15 protein-coding genes are annotated in these 16540 nt (G+C 59.8%); 7 read left to right on the top strand and 8 right to left on the bottom strand.

The features are described 5' to 3' along the window. Positions 1–14: 14 nt before the first annotated feature. Genes BLW22_RS06785 through BLW22_RS06755 form a run of 7 tightly spaced genes read right to left on the bottom strand, consistent with a single transcriptional unit; the run spans position 15 to position 6180 of the window. Positions 15–572, bottom strand: a complete 558-nt coding sequence (locus BLW22_RS06785; RefSeq protein WP_074844815.1) for an RBBP9/YdeN family alpha/beta hydrolase — start codon at positions 570–572, stop codon at positions 15–17. Continuing rightward, entirely contained in the window at positions 562–2274 is a 1713-nt protein-coding gene (cmlS, locus tag BLW22_RS06780; protein ID WP_074844812.1) for a chloramphenicol-biosynthetic FADH2-dependent halogenase CmlS, read from the bottom strand. Before cmlS ends, BLW22_RS06785 begins: the two co-directional genes overlap by 11 nt. 15 nt (positions 2275–2289) lie before the next feature. Further along, a complete protein-coding gene (locus tag BLW22_RS06775; RefSeq protein ID WP_074844809.1) occupies positions 2290–2907 on the bottom strand; it encodes an LbetaH domain-containing protein in 618 nt (205 codons plus the stop codon). Then, positions 2904–4271, bottom strand: a complete 1368-nt coding sequence (locus BLW22_RS06770) for an ANL family adenylate-forming protein (protein ID WP_074844806.1) — start codon at positions 4269–4271, stop codon at positions 2904–2906. The genes BLW22_RS06775 and BLW22_RS06770 overlap by 4 nt, the downstream gene beginning before the upstream one ends. Further along, positions 4268–4963, bottom strand: a complete 696-nt coding sequence (locus tag BLW22_RS06765; RefSeq protein ID WP_074844803.1) for an SDR family NAD(P)-dependent oxidoreductase — start codon at positions 4961–4963, stop codon at positions 4268–4270. The genes BLW22_RS06770 and BLW22_RS06765 overlap by 4 nt, the downstream gene beginning before the upstream one ends. A 1-nt stretch (position 4964) precedes the next feature. Further along, entirely contained in the window at positions 4965–5849 is an 885-nt protein-coding gene (locus tag BLW22_RS06760; protein WP_143045095.1) for a GNAT family N-acetyltransferase, read from the bottom strand. A gap of 25 nt (positions 5850–5874) precedes the next feature. Next, positions 5875–6180 carry a hypothetical protein gene (locus BLW22_RS06755; protein WP_074844797.1) on the bottom strand — a complete coding sequence of 102 codons (306 nt, stop codon included), beginning with the start codon at positions 6178–6180 and terminating at the stop codon, positions 5875–5877. 228 nt (positions 6181–6408) lie between these two features. On the opposite strand from BLW22_RS06755, the gene BLW22_RS06750 reads away from it, so the two are divergent. Together BLW22_RS06750 and BLW22_RS06745 are read left to right on the top strand one after the other, a co-directional pair. Beyond that, complete coding sequence (locus BLW22_RS06750; RefSeq protein ID WP_074844795.1) at positions 6409–7638, top strand: cation:proton antiporter domain-containing protein; 1230 nt, start codon at positions 6409–6411, stop codon at positions 7636–7638. Further along, positions 7635–10064 (top strand): penicillin acylase family protein, encoded by a 2430-nt coding sequence (locus BLW22_RS06745; RefSeq protein ID WP_074844792.1) that lies wholly within the window; start codon positions 7635–7637, stop codon positions 10062–10064. Before BLW22_RS06750 ends, BLW22_RS06745 begins: the two co-directional genes overlap by 4 nt. Here BLW22_RS06745 and BLW22_RS06740 read toward each other — a convergent pair. Beyond that, complete coding sequence (locus BLW22_RS06740; RefSeq protein ID WP_074844788.1) at positions 10061–10843, bottom strand: alpha/beta fold hydrolase; 783 nt, start codon at positions 10841–10843, stop codon at positions 10061–10063. The two genes, BLW22_RS06745 and BLW22_RS06740, sit on opposite strands and share 4 nt — an antisense overlap. A gap of 202 nt (positions 10844–11045) precedes the next feature. On the opposite strand from BLW22_RS06740, the gene BLW22_RS06735 reads away from it, so the two are divergent. The 5 genes from BLW22_RS06735 to BLW22_RS34820 are packed head-to-tail and all read left to right on the top strand — an operon-like array spanning position 11046 to position 16519. After that, positions 11046–13184 carry an iron-containing redox enzyme family protein gene (locus BLW22_RS06735; protein WP_074844785.1) on the top strand — a complete coding sequence of 713 codons (2139 nt, stop codon included), beginning with the start codon at positions 11046–11048 and terminating at the stop codon, positions 13182–13184. A 15-nt stretch (positions 13185–13199) separates the two neighbouring features. Beyond that, positions 13200–15038 (top strand): carbamoyltransferase family protein, encoded by a 1839-nt coding sequence (locus BLW22_RS06730; protein ID WP_074844780.1) that lies wholly within the window; start codon positions 13200–13202, stop codon positions 15036–15038. Positions 15039–15077: 39 nt separating this feature from the next. Next, positions 15078–15251 (top strand): hypothetical protein, encoded by a 174-nt coding sequence (locus BLW22_RS34825; RefSeq protein ID WP_159440234.1) that lies wholly within the window; start codon positions 15078–15080, stop codon positions 15249–15251. Between the two features lie 16 nt (positions 15252–15267). After that, positions 15268–16371: an MFS transporter gene (locus BLW22_RS06725; RefSeq protein ID WP_074844774.1), complete on the top strand. Its 1104-nt coding sequence runs from the start codon at positions 15268–15270 to the stop codon at positions 16369–16371. Between the two features lie 7 nt (positions 16372–16378). Continuing rightward, positions 16379–16519, top strand: a complete 141-nt coding sequence (locus BLW22_RS34820; protein WP_159440233.1) for a hypothetical protein — start codon at positions 16379–16381, stop codon at positions 16517–16519. Positions 16520–16540: the final 21 nt, after the last annotated feature.

Below are 16540 nucleotides of genomic sequence, written 5' to 3'. Positions count from 1 at the left end.
TGTGCAATCGTCACTCAACGGCTCAGTGACTGCGCGAAGGATTGCAGGAGGTTGTAGCCCTGATCCCAGTAGCCCAACTCCGACTTCCCATTGATGTGACCCAACTCGCCCAGGTTCGCGCACGCACACCCCAGCTTATGTGCACTGCGTTGGGCATAGGCGAGGTCACCGTAGGGATCGTTCTGGCTGGTGACCAGCGTGATCGGAAAATCGCTCGCCAGTTGATCGGCCGGTCGGAAACCGCGGGCCTCTGCCGGGAATTGCGCGCTATGGGGGTCCGGCACCGCGACCAGAAACGCCCCGCGCACCCGCTCCGAGCGATGGCGCGCGGCCCACTCCAGCAACAGCAGGCAACCGAGGCTATGGGCAACCACCACCACCGGCTGCTGCTGGTGCTCCAGCAGCGCCTGCAAATCGGCGACCCATTCCTCGCAGTCGGGGTTATCCCAGTCACGGTGCTCCAGCCACAGTGAATCCGGATGTTCGGCCCTCCAGCGTCGCTGCCAGTGGGTGTCGCCGGAGTTACCGACACCCGCCAGGAACAGCCAATTGAACGCCTCGTCAGACTTCATATTCAACCCCCACCCCGTCGAAGCGCAGGCGATCCTGCACCAGCACCTTCTGCCCTTGTTTGTCGAAACCATCGAGCAGACCGGCTTCCATCAAGCGGATAACAAACTGCGATGAATTCACTTCGCCCACGTCGTTGAGGCGCACCATCAACTCTTTGTAGCCGAAACCCTGTTCGTTGAGGTCCTTGAACAACTGTACCAATGCATCGCTGACGGTGTACTTGGTCATGTCCTTGCCGGCGCCGTTGGAGAGGATCTGCTTGAGGCTCAGCTTGAAGCTCAGGGGCTCGATCTTGAAGTACTCGGCGGTCTCGACCTGATCGCCCAACCAGTCGAACCGTACGATGCGGTTCAGTTGCTTGGTCAAATCGGAAATCCAGCGAACACGGGCCGGGTTCAGCTCGACATCCATGAACTCGTCGGTCAGCTCGTCGCGCTGGTGCCGGCCGATCGCGATCATGGTCGAGGCGCGATCCTTGAAATCGCCGATCTGTGGGCGGTTCTGTTTCTCGCCGTTGACCAGTTGCTCAAACCACTCTTTGCGCTTCAAGCGTTCGTCCGCCGACTCGCTGATGCGACGCTTGGTCCAGAACTCGGACGCCGGTTCCGTGAACGAGGCAAAGGTATAGAAGGACGCCAGAAACTCGTGGTACTGGTTGTAGGTCTCGCTATAGCTGCGGTTGTACCAGGCGTGCACCTTGTCGCTTTGCTCGGGGTTTTGCATCAGGTAATCGATGCTGCTGGCGGCGCTGACGGCGGACTGCGAGGCCAGGTGCACGCCTTGGGAGAACAGCGGATCGGTGAAGCAGGCCGAATCACCACAGAGGAAAAAGCGGTCACGGGAAAAGCACTTGGTCTCGTACGACCAGTCACGCACCAGCTTCACATCTTCCGAACGCTCGACACCGTTGAGGATCGACAGGGCGCGCTCGCTCTTGGACAGGGTCTTGTCATAGAACGCATTCAGACCAAGGGTCTTGATGTCGGCCAGCTTGCTCTGGTCGACAATGGTGCCGACGCTGTAGATACCGTCCTTGAGCGGGATCATCCAGATCCAGCCGTCTTCGAAGGTAATCGAGAAGGTGGTGCCATTGAGGTCGTTCTTGAACGGGTCCGGGGTCTTGAAGTACGACCACAGCGCCACGCTCTTGTAGAACTCGTCGTACTCGCGCAGCTCCAGTTTGCGCACCAGCGGGCTGTTGCTGCCTGAGGCGTCGATCAGGTAGTCACCGGTGAACTCGCTGACTTCGTCCTTGTGGCGCACGGTCACGCTGATCCTGTCGGCTTGCTCGGTGTCCACGTCGATGACGGCGGCCTCTTCGAACACCCGCACGCCGCGCTCGCGGCAGGTGTCGAGCAGCATCTGGTCAAAGTCCGAACGCAGTACCTGGATGGCGTGGTCGAACACCCAGTCTTCGGTCTTGGGCGTGCTGAACGAGAAGGTCCATGGCGCCTCGGTCTTGCCCCACAGGAAGGTGGCCGAAGGCTTGAGCACGTAGCCCGCTTGCTCGATCTTTTCGCTCAACCCCAGGCGATGCAGGATGGACAGTGTGCCCGGCAGGAAGGACTCGCCAACCCGGTAGCGCGGAAATTTCTCTTTCTCGAACACCGTCACCTGGTGCCCAAGCTTTTGCAGAGTCAACGCGGCGATACTGCCAGCTGGACCACCGCCCATGATAATGACGTGTGCAGACTTGTTCATGCGGGTACTACTCCTTTAGACCAGTTGAAGGATTTTCTGACGGGCTGTGGATGTGCAATGCGAATGGGCCGGAATGCAGTCACTGAGGGTGCAACCGGCTTGAACCGTGACGTCGTCTTCGATCACCGTCTGCGGCGTGACCACCGTGCTGAGCCCGATGAAACAACGGCTACCGAGGGTGATGCTGTTGCCGGCATTGAAATGCGGCGACAGGAAGTTGTTGTCACCCAACTGCGAGTGATGACCCACGCTGCAGTGGTAATTGATCATGTTCCAGGAACCGACCCGGGTATTGACCCCGATATGGCAGTCGGCGGCGATCACATTGCCGCGACTGGCGCCAAGGTCCAGGCGATGGCGCACCGAGGGATGAATGAAGTTGGGGGCCGACAAGCGACCGTCGCTGAAATACGCGTCGATCAACGTTTGGCGCAGGGTGATATCAGCCACGCCCAGTACGTAGCGGTCACGCACGTCCAGGTCGTCGGTGGGCCATGGTTCGACCACGGCGGCGACCTCGCTTTCGCCCTGCACCGCCAGGTGGCGCACCACCGCCGAGGGCTCGATTTCTTGCAGGTAGCTCGCCAGCTCCAGCGCAAAGCGCCCGGCGCCAAGGATCACGATTGCGCTCATGAGGCCACCGCACGGGTTTTCTTGAAGCGGTTGGAAAAGGCGATTTCATCGACCTTGTTGACCTTGACCGGCAACTTATAGGCCTCAAGACAAGCGGCCAGATGTTCAAGCACATGTTGCTTGAGGGCCTTCTTGCAGGTGAAACCGGTGGCCTTTACATCCATGTGCACGGCCTGGCCGGTAATGGCGTTGGGCATGCCATACACCACGCAATCGTCGATCAGCGCGCTGCGCAGCATCACATCCTCGATCTCGGTAGGCAGCACCTTCAGCCCTCCCACGTTGATCAGTTCCTTTTGCCGCCCCTGGATGCGCAAGTAGCCTTCTTCGTTCTGCTCCACCAGGTCGCCGGTGCGGAACCAGCCGTCCTCGGTGACGTTATCGGTGTCCTGGTTCAGGTAGCCGACGAACTGGCTGCGGGTCTTGAGCTGCAACTCACCGTCGACAATCCGAAACTGGGTGTTGGTGTCCGCCAGCTTGAAGAAGGTACTGGCCGACGACTGACTGACCGTGGCACTGATCCCGGTTTCGCTGGTGCCGAAGGTTTGCAGCATCCGGGCCTTGGGAAATGCCTGCTGAACCCGCTTGAGCAGGCTTTGCTGCATGCTTTCCGTGCCATAGGTAATCAGCCGCACCGACGACAGGTCATGCTGTTGGTGATGCCGGCCCATGAGGATCAGGTTGAGAAAAGTCGGGCTGACGGGGACGACTTTGACGCCATGCCGTGCAATCAGCGCGCAGATGGCCTCGGGCGCGCGGTCCACCGGCATCACCGCGCAACCGCCGACGGTCAGCGTGTTGAGCAACGAGTTCAAACCGCCAATGTGATCGAACAGCAGGAACATCAATATCGACATCGGCTTTTTGTGTTCCTTGCCCAGCTTGGTGTCGACCAGATCGTCAAAGTCATGCAGGATCGCCTTGGGCGCCCCGGTGCTGCCGCTGCTCAGCAGCACCAGGCCGGCGCGGCCCTTGTCACGCAGCGCGTTGTAGTAAGCGGGGGTGTCATCGGTGGCTTGCCGTACCAACCCGTGATGGACCCAGTTCTCGTCAATAATCTCGATGCGGTGCTCACAGCGTGCGGCGCCCTGCAAGGTCAGCAGGGCTCGCTCACTGAGGTCCACAAGCGGCGCGACAATGTTGCGGTTCAGGTACAGGGCCAGCAACGCGGCGACCGCCGACACGCCGTAATCGGTGTGGAGGATCACCGCATCGCCCGGCTTGACGCGCTGGTCGACCAGCCACCCGAGACACTGCTGCACCCGAGTCAGCAGTTCGGCGTAAGTGCACTGCCGTTCACCGTGCAACAGCGCTGTGCGCTCTGCGGGTTCGCCCAGTGTCGCGAGCAAGGCTTCGCGGCTCATTGCACACCGCCCAGGCTCAAGGTCTCGCCGGTGACAAAGACCGACTGGCTGGAGATCAGAAACGTCAATGGCCCGATCAGGTCGGCAAACACGCAGGGCCTGGCAATCGTCTGGCGTTCAATCATCTTCTGTTTAATCTCTTGAGGAAGTGTGCGAGTCAGGGCGCTGCGATACAGCGGCAGTACCAGGTTGTTGACGCGAATACCAAAGCCGGACAACTCCTTGCTCAAGGTGCGCGTCAGTTGCTCCACCGCAGCCTTGCTCGCGGCATAGACTGACTGGCCAGGAATGGCCCAGTGTGTGGCCACGGTAGAGATATTGACGATGGCACTGGGGCCATCATTCTTTTGCATTAACTTGACGGCTTCACGGGTCACATTGATCAGCCCGAATACATTGCTGGCAAACAAGTCGCGAGCGGTTTCAGTCGGCGTTAGTTGAAACGGCGCCATAGTCGCCTCACCCGCGTTATTAATAAGTACATCCAATTTCCCATGGACGAGACGCACATGCTTAATCATGTTCCTGACGGCACTGGCGTCATTCAGATCCAGGCAAAAGTGCGTGTATCGCTCATGTTCAATTGAACCTTCTCCACGACTGCAGCCCACGACGACATGGCCGTGTTCAAGAAAATACAATGCCGCTTCTTTGCCCACGCCTTTGCGCGTACCGGTCAGCAATATAATCATATCAATGCAACTTATAGCCGATAAGTAACGGCAAACTATACAGCGGTTTAATTTGGGTACTTTGTGAGCTGCCTGAGGCGCGTTTTATCAACGACGGTACTTCGCGCTTGATAACCCGCGATCCCCCCAGGGACCACTCGGCCAGTTCCTCGGCATTACTCACCAGGCATTGCACGCGCAGGCGCAGACATAATGACAACCGCCAACTGTCGAGGCTGCGCGCGAACAGCGCCGGGTTGCCGATATAGAGCACTCGGCCGATGGGTTCGAACCAGCGCCGGGTCATGCGCTTGACGATCAGGTAGCACGATTGCGCCGTCTGCGAATCGACAATCATCAGGTGTCGGCACTCCACCCCGGCGTGGTCCTGGAACACCACGGCTTCTTGCTCATTCAACCAGCCGGCAACCCGATGAATATCGGTTTCCAGACGATAGCGGCGACGTATGTTCAACGGGTTGGGCAGCGGGTAAATCAGCCGCAAGTCGGTTTCCAGATCGGTAAATCCGAATTTTTTGCTGATCTCATAAACGTCAGGTGTAGGCGTGTAGTTAAGCAGCGTGACTTTGCGCATCGACAGCACCGGCAGCAGCAACCTCAAGCTTTCCTTGCGGTACTCGGCCTGTACATACCAACTGTGCAGCTCGCAGAAACGCTGCTCGTCGTTACAGGGCTGGGTGGTGAAGAGCAAACCCAGAAACCCCACCACCGTGTCGCCATCGAGCATCACGTAGCCAAAGTAGTCTTCACCGCCGGACCACACATCGGTAAACATGCGCTTGCGCACGCTCGCGCCAATCCAGTTGGAGTTCAAGGTAGATTCGCGCAATAGCTTGCACACGGGATACATATCAGCGCTCAGCGCCCTACGAACAGTCACGTTCACGTCAGTGCTCCCTGCTGAATGACAGTCAGGCGGATGCCAACAACGGCTGTTGCTCGGCAATGATGAAATCCATCAGGCAACTGACGCTGCTGAAAGGGCTGATGGTCTGGGACACAGCCTTTTCCGAGGTCAACGAAATCTCAATGCCAAGTTCGTCGTCCAGGCCTTCTTCCACCGCCGCGAGAAAACTCACCAGTTGCATGGAATCGAATACGCCCGTGGTCCCATAAAGCGCCAGCGAATCGATACTCGATAAATCGATTTTTTCTTTGCGCGTGGCATTAACTTCAACCAAAGCGCCATGGATGATAGTAAATATCGCGTCTCGCATAATCGACCTTCCGGGTAATCATTGAACAAGCGCCGGACACACTTAAAAAACACGCAGCCGGCAGTGGGTAAAACCTAACAGCTTCACCTGAACAAAAAAAACTACCAGATCAGATAGGTTTTTTAACTTTGGCCGCTCCGCTAAGATCCAGCGCCGACCTGCAAGCACGCGATAGATAAATAGACGCTCGGCGCCCCATATCTTCGACTAACCCAACAAGGTAACCGCATGCTCTTCCTGCCCATTGTTTTTGTAATATTAACGGCCAAGGTTGCGGGTGCCTTTCTAAAAAAGTTAGGGCAACCGGAAGTGGTTGGCGAAATGATCGCCGGCTTTGTATTGGGCCCCTTAGTTCTTGGCCTGCTATTTCCCGAGGCACACCATGCACTATTTAAGGGCGACACCATCACTCACTTAAAAGTACTCAGTGACTTGGGCATCCTGTTATTCATGTTCGTCGTCGGCGCCGAGTTTCGAATGCCGGTCCAGCGCTCGGCCAACGCACTGGGCAAAGTCTTGCTGGTCGCCGGAAGCAGCATTGCCCTGCCCTTCGCACTGGGCATTGCGATCACGCCCGTGCTCTACAGCACCTTCGCGCCTGCTGGCACGCCTCACCTGGGCTTTAACCTATTCATTGCAACGCTGTTTTCGGTGACCGCTTTTCCGGTGCTGGCGCGCATTCTCAAGGAACGGCAGATGCTCGATAGCGAAATCGGTGCGCTCTCGCTGATGGCCGCCGCCGTGAGTGATATTTGCGCGTGGGTGTTGTTGGCGATCACTGCCATGAGCTTGTCGTTGGATCATCAATGGCAGGCTCTCATCCTCAGGCTTTGCGGGCTGTTGGCGCTGTGCGCCGCCTCATTCTGGTGCGTGCGTCCGCTGCTGGCTCGGTGGATAACCGCACAGGACAACAGGAGCACGCTGCCCTTGCTTGCAGTACTGCTCTGTGGAGCACTGCTTTACGGCAGCATCACCGAATGGCTGCAGGTGCACGCCGTGTTTGGCGCGTTCCTCTTCGGCGCGTGCCTGCCGCGCGATCAACGGCTGCTGAACATGCTGGTCGAGCGCGTAGAACATATGGCGGTGATCGTGTTGATGCCCAGCTTCTTTGCCTTGGCCGGGCTCAACACTACTGCAGCGACGTTTTCCGGGGTGGGTATCAGCCTCCTGGCTCTGGTGCTGTTGGTAGCCATCTGTGGCAAGTTGCTGGGCGGTGCATTGGGCGCGCGTCTGGCCGGTTATCCGGCACCAGTAGCACTGAGCGTCGGGGTACTGATGAACGCCAGAGGGCTGATGGAACTGGTGGTATTAAAGGTCGGACTTGACCTGGGGATTATCGGCAAGGAGTTGTTCACCCTCTTCGTCATCATGACCGTGGTCACCACCGTCATGACCGGCCCCTTACTAAACATTCTGGATAGGCTACGCCCTGCGCGCCAAAGGTTGGACATGCCATGACCGCACTCAATACCCCCGCCACTGCCGTGGTGCGGTCACGCCGACTCAAACGTAGCGGCGCTGCGTTAATTATCGTGCTGTTGGTTGGCGCCGTCGGTGTATCTCTCTACCTATATGGCAAACAGCCGCGCCGCCAGGGGGTGGTTGACCTGCCCAGGCTGCAGGCGCCGGTCAACGTGCAGTTCGATGAACGCGGCGTGCCGCATATCACCGCAGGTAATCAAGCGGATGCGTACCGTGCCCTTGGCTACGTGCATGCCCAGGAGCGTCTGTTCCAGATGGAAATGCTGCGGCGCCTGGCCCGTGGTGAATTGGCGGCGGTGCTGGGCAGCAAGCTACTGCCCACCGACAAACTCTTTCGCACGCTGCGCATCCGGGATCAGGCCGACTGGCAGGTGACTCACGCCGATCATGACAGCCCGGCATGGCACGCCTTGCAGGCCTACCTGGACGGTATCAACGCCTACCAAGAGCAGGGCCCGCGCCCGGTTGAGTTCGATCTGCTCGGAATTGAAAGACGACCGTTCACCGCGCAGGATGTCTACAGCGTTGTCGGGTACATGGCTTACAGTTTTGCCGCAGCGTTTCGTACCGAGCCCTTGCTGACCTATGTCAGGGACACCCTGGGTGAGCCTTACCTGGACTTGTTCGATCGCAGTTGGAACCCGCAGGGCGCCATTGCCGGCCAACCGTTGACCGGTGAAGACTGGAAATCCCTGACGGCCTTGGCGCAACTCAGCGAACAGGCCTTGAGTGACGCCGGGCTGCCGCAAATGGAGGGCAGTAACGCGTGGGTCGTGTCCGGCCAACGCAGCCAAAGCGGCAAGCCGCTGCTGGCAGGTGATCCGCACATTCGTTTTTCGGTGCCGTCAGTGTGGTACGAGGCGCACCTCAACGCTCCCGGCTTCGAACTCTATGGCGACTATGAAAGCCTGGTACCGTTCGCCTTGCTGGGGCACAACAACGCGTTCGCCTGGACCCTGACCATGTTCCAGAACGACGACATCGACCTGATTGCCGAAACCACCAACCCTGACAACCCCGAACAGGTCTGGTACCAGGGCCATTGGGTAACATTGGAGGAAGAACAACAGCGTATCGAAGTGCGTGATGCCGACCCCGTCATGCTGCGCCTGCGACGCTCGCCCCACGGCCCGATCATCAATGACGCACTGGGCGAGAATGCCCCCGGTCGCCCCATCGCAATGTGGTGGGCGTACCTGGATGGCCCCAATTCGGTGGTGGACGCCTTCTATCAACTCAACCGTGCCGATACCCTGGACAAGGCCCGCTCGGCGGCGGCGCTGATCAAGGCGCCGGGACTCAACGTGGTCTACGCCAATGCCCAGGGCGACATTGCCTGGTGGGCCGCGGCAGGTCTGCCCAAGCGGCCCCCACAGGTCGACCCGAATTTCATCCTCGATGGCAGCACCGATCAGGCCGACAAGCTCGGCTATTACCCCTTCAGCGCCAACCCCCATGAAGAAAACCCGGCCAGGGGCTATATCGTCTCCGCCAACGCCCAGCCCGCCTCGCCCGCCGGCCAGGCAATACCTGGGTATTACAATCTGCCCGACCGCGGCCAACGCCTGAACCGGCAATTGGCCCAGGACGCGCACTGGAGCATCGACAAGAGCAAGCAGCTGCAGCTCGATACACAAACCGGCTACGCCCAGCGTGTATTACAACCGCTATTGCCGATCCTGCGGGCGGCGATTGACGACCCACTGCAACGCCAGTGGCTGGAGGAGCTGGCACAATGGCCGGGCGATTACCCGCTGGACTCAATCAACCCGACGCTGTTCAACCAGTTCCTCTATGACCTCGGCTACGGCGCCTTGCACGATGAACTCGGTGATGTGATGTTCCAGAACCTGCTCGCCACCCGCGTCCTGGATGCCGCCCTGCCGCGCCTGGCCTCCGATGAGCATTCACCCTGGTGGCAGGACAAGACTCAACCGGCGGTACAGCAGCGCGCCGATGTGGTGGTGCGCGCCTGGAAGACCAGCGTCGCGCACCTGCAGGCCACTCTCGGCACCGACACCGCACATTGGCAATGGGGCAAAGCGCACCAACTGACCCAGATGCATCCGCTGGGCAGTCAAAAACTACTGGCGCCGCTGCTTAACGTGGGCCCTTACGCGGTACCCGGCAGCCACGAAGTGCCGAACAATTTCTCTGCGCCGCTGAGCGCGGCGCCTTGGTCGGTCACCTACGGCCCTTCAACGCGCCGGGTGATCGACCTGGCGATGCCGGACCAGGCGCAGGGCATACTGCCTGTGGGGCAGAGCGGCGTTCCCTTCAACCGGCACTATCAGGACCAGGTCTTGCCCTTTGTGCGTGGCGAGTATCAAGCGCTGCACCTGTCCTCGACGGACATTGCCCGGGCCACCCAAAGCACCTTGCAGTTGCGGCCCGCGCCTTAGGCCCGCGCCGTCTGCTGGTCAAGCTGCACGAGGATCGCAGCCAAACAGCGAGCAAAACCGGCCGGGTCCTCCAGCATCATCAGATGGCCGGTATCCGGCATCAAGGTCAGGCCGTGGCTGGCAGAATGTGCCCAGGCCGGGATGTCCCAGCCTGACACCGAACGCTCCCCTGCCAGCAGGTGCACCGGCGTGCGCTCGAACAGACGCTGCAATTGCTCTGGGTAGTCGGGCGCACCGGTAATCGCCACCACGGACTTGGCCATCGCCTGCAGCGTGCCCGCCGGTTGATGCGCCAGCCATGCCTGTGCGCGCTCAAGCAGCGGCGCCTCGGGCGCAAGCCCGGCCTTGGTCAGCCAGGTGTGCGGCTGCGCGCGATAGCCGGCCAGCATGTCGGCGACTTCCTGGGCCGGCGCGCGCGCCACCGACGAAGACCAGAATGCATCCTTGAGGCTGAAATTGCCTTCCACGCTGACCACCCCTGCCACCCGCTCCGGGTAGCGCAAGGCAAACAGATACGCCACCACCCCACCGACGGAATGCCCGACCAGGTGCACTTTACGCTCACCCAATTGCTGCGCGATCTTCTGCTCGAGGTGCTCGACCTGCGCCGCAATATCGATAACTCCCGCCTGCCGCCCAGCTTCACAGCCATAGCCATAGCCAAGCAGGTCTGGTGCTGCCATCGGCCGCCCCGAAAACGCTTGCTCGCTCAGTTGCGATTTCAAGGTTCCAATAAGGCCATTGATAAAAATGACCGGAGTCTGTTCGCCAGTGTTCATGGTGCTCTCCCTGGGTCTAAAAGCTGAACCAACCCCTTAGTTAACACGCTCCCGAACGCCTCTACTACCCCTCAGATCAGGTAGGTTGCAAGGCATTCCTGAACTCACTAGATTCTGCGTCCAGCTGTGTTGCCAACACCTGCCAAGCGATTGAAAGACAACAACAAGCGCCGGGGCAGGCGCACTTTTTCAGGACATGCACATGGACGTTCAGATTGACGTTGGTATTCGCGGTGCAGCGCCCCAGATGCCGCGCTACTCGGTTGACGCGTTATTAAGTGCAGAACTCAACCCCTCATTACACGAGCACGCCGATGCCTGCCTGGCGTTGATTGAACAACGCTTCGCTTGCGCCCCAGCCTGGTTGCAACTTGACCTCGCATCGTTCGACGCCCCACTCCCCGAGCACATCGCCAGCGCCCTGCTCGAACGCGCCAGCGCTGCCAGCCATGACCCAGCCCTGTACCTGCCGTGCACAGGAACCGAGGACTTCATTGCCCGCCAATATGCGCCGCAGGGGCTGACCCACGGCAGCCTTTTGCACAGTGCTTCAAGCGCCTGCCGTTCGCACCTGCCGCTGTCCTGCCTGCTGCATCGCATGCACAGCGCTCAGATGGGCGAAGCACGGCTGGACCGCAACCCCAATCGCTTGTATCGCCAATTTCTTGAACACCTGGGCATTTATCTGCCGGCGATTTCGTCCCCCCGGGCAGCCCGCGACCCACACCTGCTGCCGGATGCCTGGACCCTCACACAGCTGCGCCTGAGCCTGGCGAGCCAACCCGAAAAGTACAGGGCAAAACTGCTCGGCGCCGCGTTGTTTGAAACCGTCTACCCACTGCCGCATCTCGTCCGCTCGCTGAGCTGCACGGCTTATCTGCAACAGATGCAGTGGTTGCAGGCACAGCGCCTGGACACGGTGATCGCCGACGCTATCGCGCATGTTTTAAGCAGCCCAGGCACCTCGCTGATCCACGCCTGCCGGGACATTGAAGCCGGTTTCAACCTGAGCATGGCGATCATGCAGAAATGGCTTGAAGGCCTGCAGCACTGGGTCGCACAAGGGCGGACAGGGGCGCGCCAACAAATGATCCGGCTGGTTCAGGACAAGGCCAGGTACGCCCAGGGTTATCACGCCAACATGAAGATGGATGGGCTGGCGTTCGACGAACTGATGAGCAGCAACCCCGCGCGTTTTGTCGATGCCTTGGGGCGCTCGCGCTGGGTAGTGCCCGGTCAGCCGCAGCGCAGTCGGTTGATCAACGAACTGATCAGCTTCAAAGGCCCGATGTTTCGCATTTTCAACGAGGCCGACCTGGTGGTGATCCGCAACTGGATCAATGATCTGGCCGAACACGCGCCCACGACAGTGGCCGCAGTCGAGCAGGTCGCATCAGCGACACCCGCCGAGCCTGGCCAGCTGATAAGTGAGCCGTTAAGCGTGCCGCGACGCACCGGCGCGCGCACGCTGTATCACCAGTTGATCAACATCGAGCGTTTCCCGGACGCGCGCCTGCAAGCACGAGCCTTCGCCGTGCGCTGGCTGGCTCAGACCCGCGCCAACGCCGCGCCTGACGACGGCGCCATGCCGCTGCCTGTCTACGACGCCGGTCAACTGCGCGCCTGGTATGACGCCAAGGCGCTCGGGCAGGTGCAGGCCTACACGCGTCAGTGCGAAATCGAAAAGTCGCGCGAACAGGTCATCGAAGAAGCCGTGTCGTTGTGCCCGATGATTTTCATCGATGGCGCCTGGCTTCAACACTGGTGCGCCCCTGGGCTGCTGGACAGCCCTACCGGCTCGCTGTTCTACCAGATTTATTCGGATGAAATCGGCAACGGAGATATCCGCCAGAACCACGCGAACATCTATCGCCAGTTGATGACTGCGATGGGTGTCGAGCTGCCGGACTTCGAACAGCGAGCCTTCGTAGACTGGGACGGTTTCGACGATGAAGATTTTGACGTGCCCGTGTTCTGGTTGTCGTTATCGCTGTTTCCACGTCACTTCCTGCCGGAAACCCTGGGCCTGAACCTGGCCATGGAAATGTCGGGGGTGGGCGGCGCGTACCGCCAGGCGCGTGACGAGCTGCGTCACTACGGATTCCCCACCCACTTCGTCGACCTGCACAACACCATCGACAACGTTGCCACCGGCCATTCGGCCATGGCCCTGCAGGCTATCGAAGGTTTTATGGACGAATGCGCGCACTTGCCCGAAAGCGCCCAGGCGTTGTGGCAACGCATCTGGGTCGGCTATCGCGCCTTGCGCGCCCCGCAGAAGAACCTGAAGAGCTGGTGGGCACGCAACACTTTTTACCCCTCTCCAACCTTATCTCGCTGAATCGAGGACGCATACGTGACTTGCTATGTACTTGGCATTTCCGCCTATTATCATGACAGCGCCGCAGCGCTGTTGGGCGATGGACACATTGTCGCGGCCGCTCAGGAAGAGCGATTCAGCCGCAAGAAACAGGACGCTCGATTCCCGCGCAATGCGATCGACTTCTGCCTGGAGCAAGCGGGTATCACGCTCTCCCAGGTCAACCATATTTATTACTACGAAAACCCCTACAAGAAACTCAGCCGTATCGGCGTGACGTACCTGAATTTCGGCGCCAAGGGAATGGGTTCGTTCCTGTCTGAAATGCCCGCCTGGCTGACTGAAAAAGTCCACATCAAGCGCACCTTGAAGCGTGAGTTTGCCAGCTGCCGTACCGCCGACGGGTACTGCCCTGCCATCAGTTATATCGACCATCACCAGTCCCATGCGGCCTCGGCGTTCTACGCCAGCCCCTACGACGAGGCAGCGGTGCTGTGTATCGACGGCGTCGGCGAATGGGCCACCACGTCTGCCTGGTGGGGCAATGGCAAGGACCTCAAGCCGCTGTGGGATATCCGCTTTCCCCATTCACTGGGCTTGCTGTACTCGGCCTTTACCTATTTCTGCGGGTTCAAGGTCGACTCAGGCGAATACAAACTGATGGGCCTGGCCCCCTACGGCAACCCGGTCTATGCGAAAACCATTCTCGACCACCTGATTGACGTCAAAGACGACGGCAGCTTCTGGCTCGATATGTCGTACTTCGATTACGCCGTCGGCGATTGCATGGTCAGCGACAAATTTGCCCAGCTGTTCGGTGGCCCTCGTCGCGAACCCGAAAGCCAGATTACCCAGCGCGAGTTCGACCTGGCGGCCTCGGTGCAGCAGGTGCTGGAAGGCGTGATTCTCAAGCTGGCCCAAACCATCAAAGCGCAAACCGGCGCCCGCCATTTATGCATGGCCGGCGGCGTGGCACTCAACTGCGTCGCCAATGGCAAATTGCTGGAATCGGGCATCTTCGAATCGATCTGGGTGCAACCTGCCGCCGGCGACAGCGGCGGGGCCTTGGGGGCCGCCTATACCGGCTGGTACGAACGCCGCCAGGCCGTACGCCCCAGCCAGGCGGCGGACCGCATGGCCGGTTCGTTGCTCGGCAGTTGCTACAACGACGTGCAGGTGGAAGCCGCATTGAATGCCTGCGGTGCCGTCTACCGCAAAGTCAGCGATGAAGAACGCAGCCAGATCGTCGCCGAAAAACTCGCCGCCGGCCGGGTGATCGGCTGGTTCCAGGGCAAGATGGAGTTCGGCCCGCGCTCACTGGGCTCGCGCTCGATCCTCGGTGACCCGCGCAACCCGGATATGCAAAGCGTGATGAACCTCAAGATCAAGAACCGCGAGTCATTTCGCCCGTTCGCCCCGGCCGTGCTGGAAGACCACGCCGCCACCTGGTTCGACTTGAACAGCAGCAGCCCGTACATGCTGTTTGTGGTGCCGATCAGCGCCGAGGTGAGTTTGACGCCGGTGATCGACAAGCCGCTGCAGGGCATCGAAAAACTCAAAGTGGTGCGCTCGCACATTCCTGCGGTAACCCATGTCGACTATTCGGCTCGCGTACAAACCGTCAACCAATATTCCAACAGTGCCTTCCACGCCCTGCTGCAGCGCTTCCACGCGCTCACCGGCTGCCCGGTGCTGATCAACACGTCGTTCAACGTGCGCGGCGAACCCATCGTCGAAACACCGCAAAACGCTTACTTGTGCTTCCTGCGCACGCACATGGACGACCTGGTCATCGGTCGCTACGTGATGGAAAAAGACCAGCAACCGGCGCTGCAAGGCGACGGGGATTGGCGCACCGAATTCGAACTGGATTGATCCACCCTGCCACCCGCCCACTGACCGGACCTGCTCACCATGCTGACCTTGATCAAATACTTGCTCGTGCCAGTGCTGGCATTGCTGTTTGTCGCCCTGCTGCCGGTAGGGCTTGCGCTGTCGATCTTCGTCGACCCGTTGCAATTGAAGCGCAAGAAGTCACCGCACAGCTATTTCAACCCGGCCTCGACGGCTAAACGCCCAGCCCTTTGACCCGTACAGGTACGCCATGCCAACAGCTGCCCTTTCCCACGAAGCCGCGGTGCAGGAAGTCTATCGGTTGACCCCACAGATCCGTGAATACGATGAATTCATGTACCTGGGTGTGCGCTGGTTGCCCTACACCATGTTCTTCCATCACCCCAACTATCGCTCGGAGGTGATCAATACCGACGCCTTTGGCTTTCGCCTGAGTCGCTACCGCGATACCCAGGTCAGTGTCGCCCAACTGCCGGCCGACGCTCCGGTGAATATCCTGGTGGGCGGTTCGACCACCCTGGGCACCGGCGCATCCACTGATGACTGGACCGTGGCCTCGCGGCTGTCCGCCCACAGCGACGCGCCCTGGATCAACTTCGGCGGGCGCGGCTACAACGCAGTGCAAGAGGTGGTGATGTTCCTGATGCATCAGCATCGCTTCCAGGCGATCCAAAACGTGGTGGTGTTCAGCGGCATGAACACCCTCACACTGGAGGGGCTGCCGGACGAGCTGGCCACCGAGCACGGGCGCTATTACTACTCGTATGAGTACGACCATTACATGGGCAAGTACAACGACGACCTCAAGCGCCGGACCAACACTTACGCCTCCGAGCTGGATAAACGCGGCGGGTGGTTAAGCCGGTTCAAGCACTACCTGGACGGCCAGGTCAGCCACGAAAACCCCGCGGACAAAATCATTGATGACCGCGCCACCGACAATGCGCAGCGACTCGAACGAGCGGCCTGGGTCGTGAGCAACGCCCTCAAGCAATGGCAGCAATTGCTTGCCCCGTTCAACGCGCGCCTGACCTTCGTACTGCAGCCCATGGCCTATTGGACCCGCGACTTTCTGACCGAAGACGAAGAGGCGGTCTTCCATGCCATCGACAGCTGCCCGAACAACTTCTGGCGGCTGTTCAGCCAGATCCTGCGTCCCGAAAACCACGCGCCGTTCGCATCGGCCATCGAGCGTGAATGCCGGCGGCTTGGCATCGATTTTTTCGACATGAACCTGATGTACCGGCATTCCCCACTGCTGTCACAGACGGTCTTCGTCGACCGCGTGCACTTTAACGACGCCGGCTATGACGAAGCCGCCCGGCTTATCCACCACCACTTGATTACCCAGTGAGCCCAGCATGAAAAAAAACCCAGCCCACGACCTTCCACCGGCCGGCAAGACAGCCTCCAAAGGTTTACTTGGCACGCTCAAGCAGGTCCTCAGCCGCCTGTTCAAACGCAAGAAGAAAAAACCCAACTCGATCTATCCACTGCGTTGAAGCCAACCATCATTCGCCAAG

Source organism: Pseudomonas marginalis (assembly GCF_900105325.1).
GTDB classification, from domain to species: domain Bacteria; phylum Pseudomonadota; class Gammaproteobacteria; order Pseudomonadales; family Pseudomonadaceae; genus Aquipseudomonas; species Aquipseudomonas marginalis.
The sequence above is the reverse complement of the archived record's forward strand: the minus strand, read 5'-3'. Positions and strand labels throughout refer to the sequence as shown.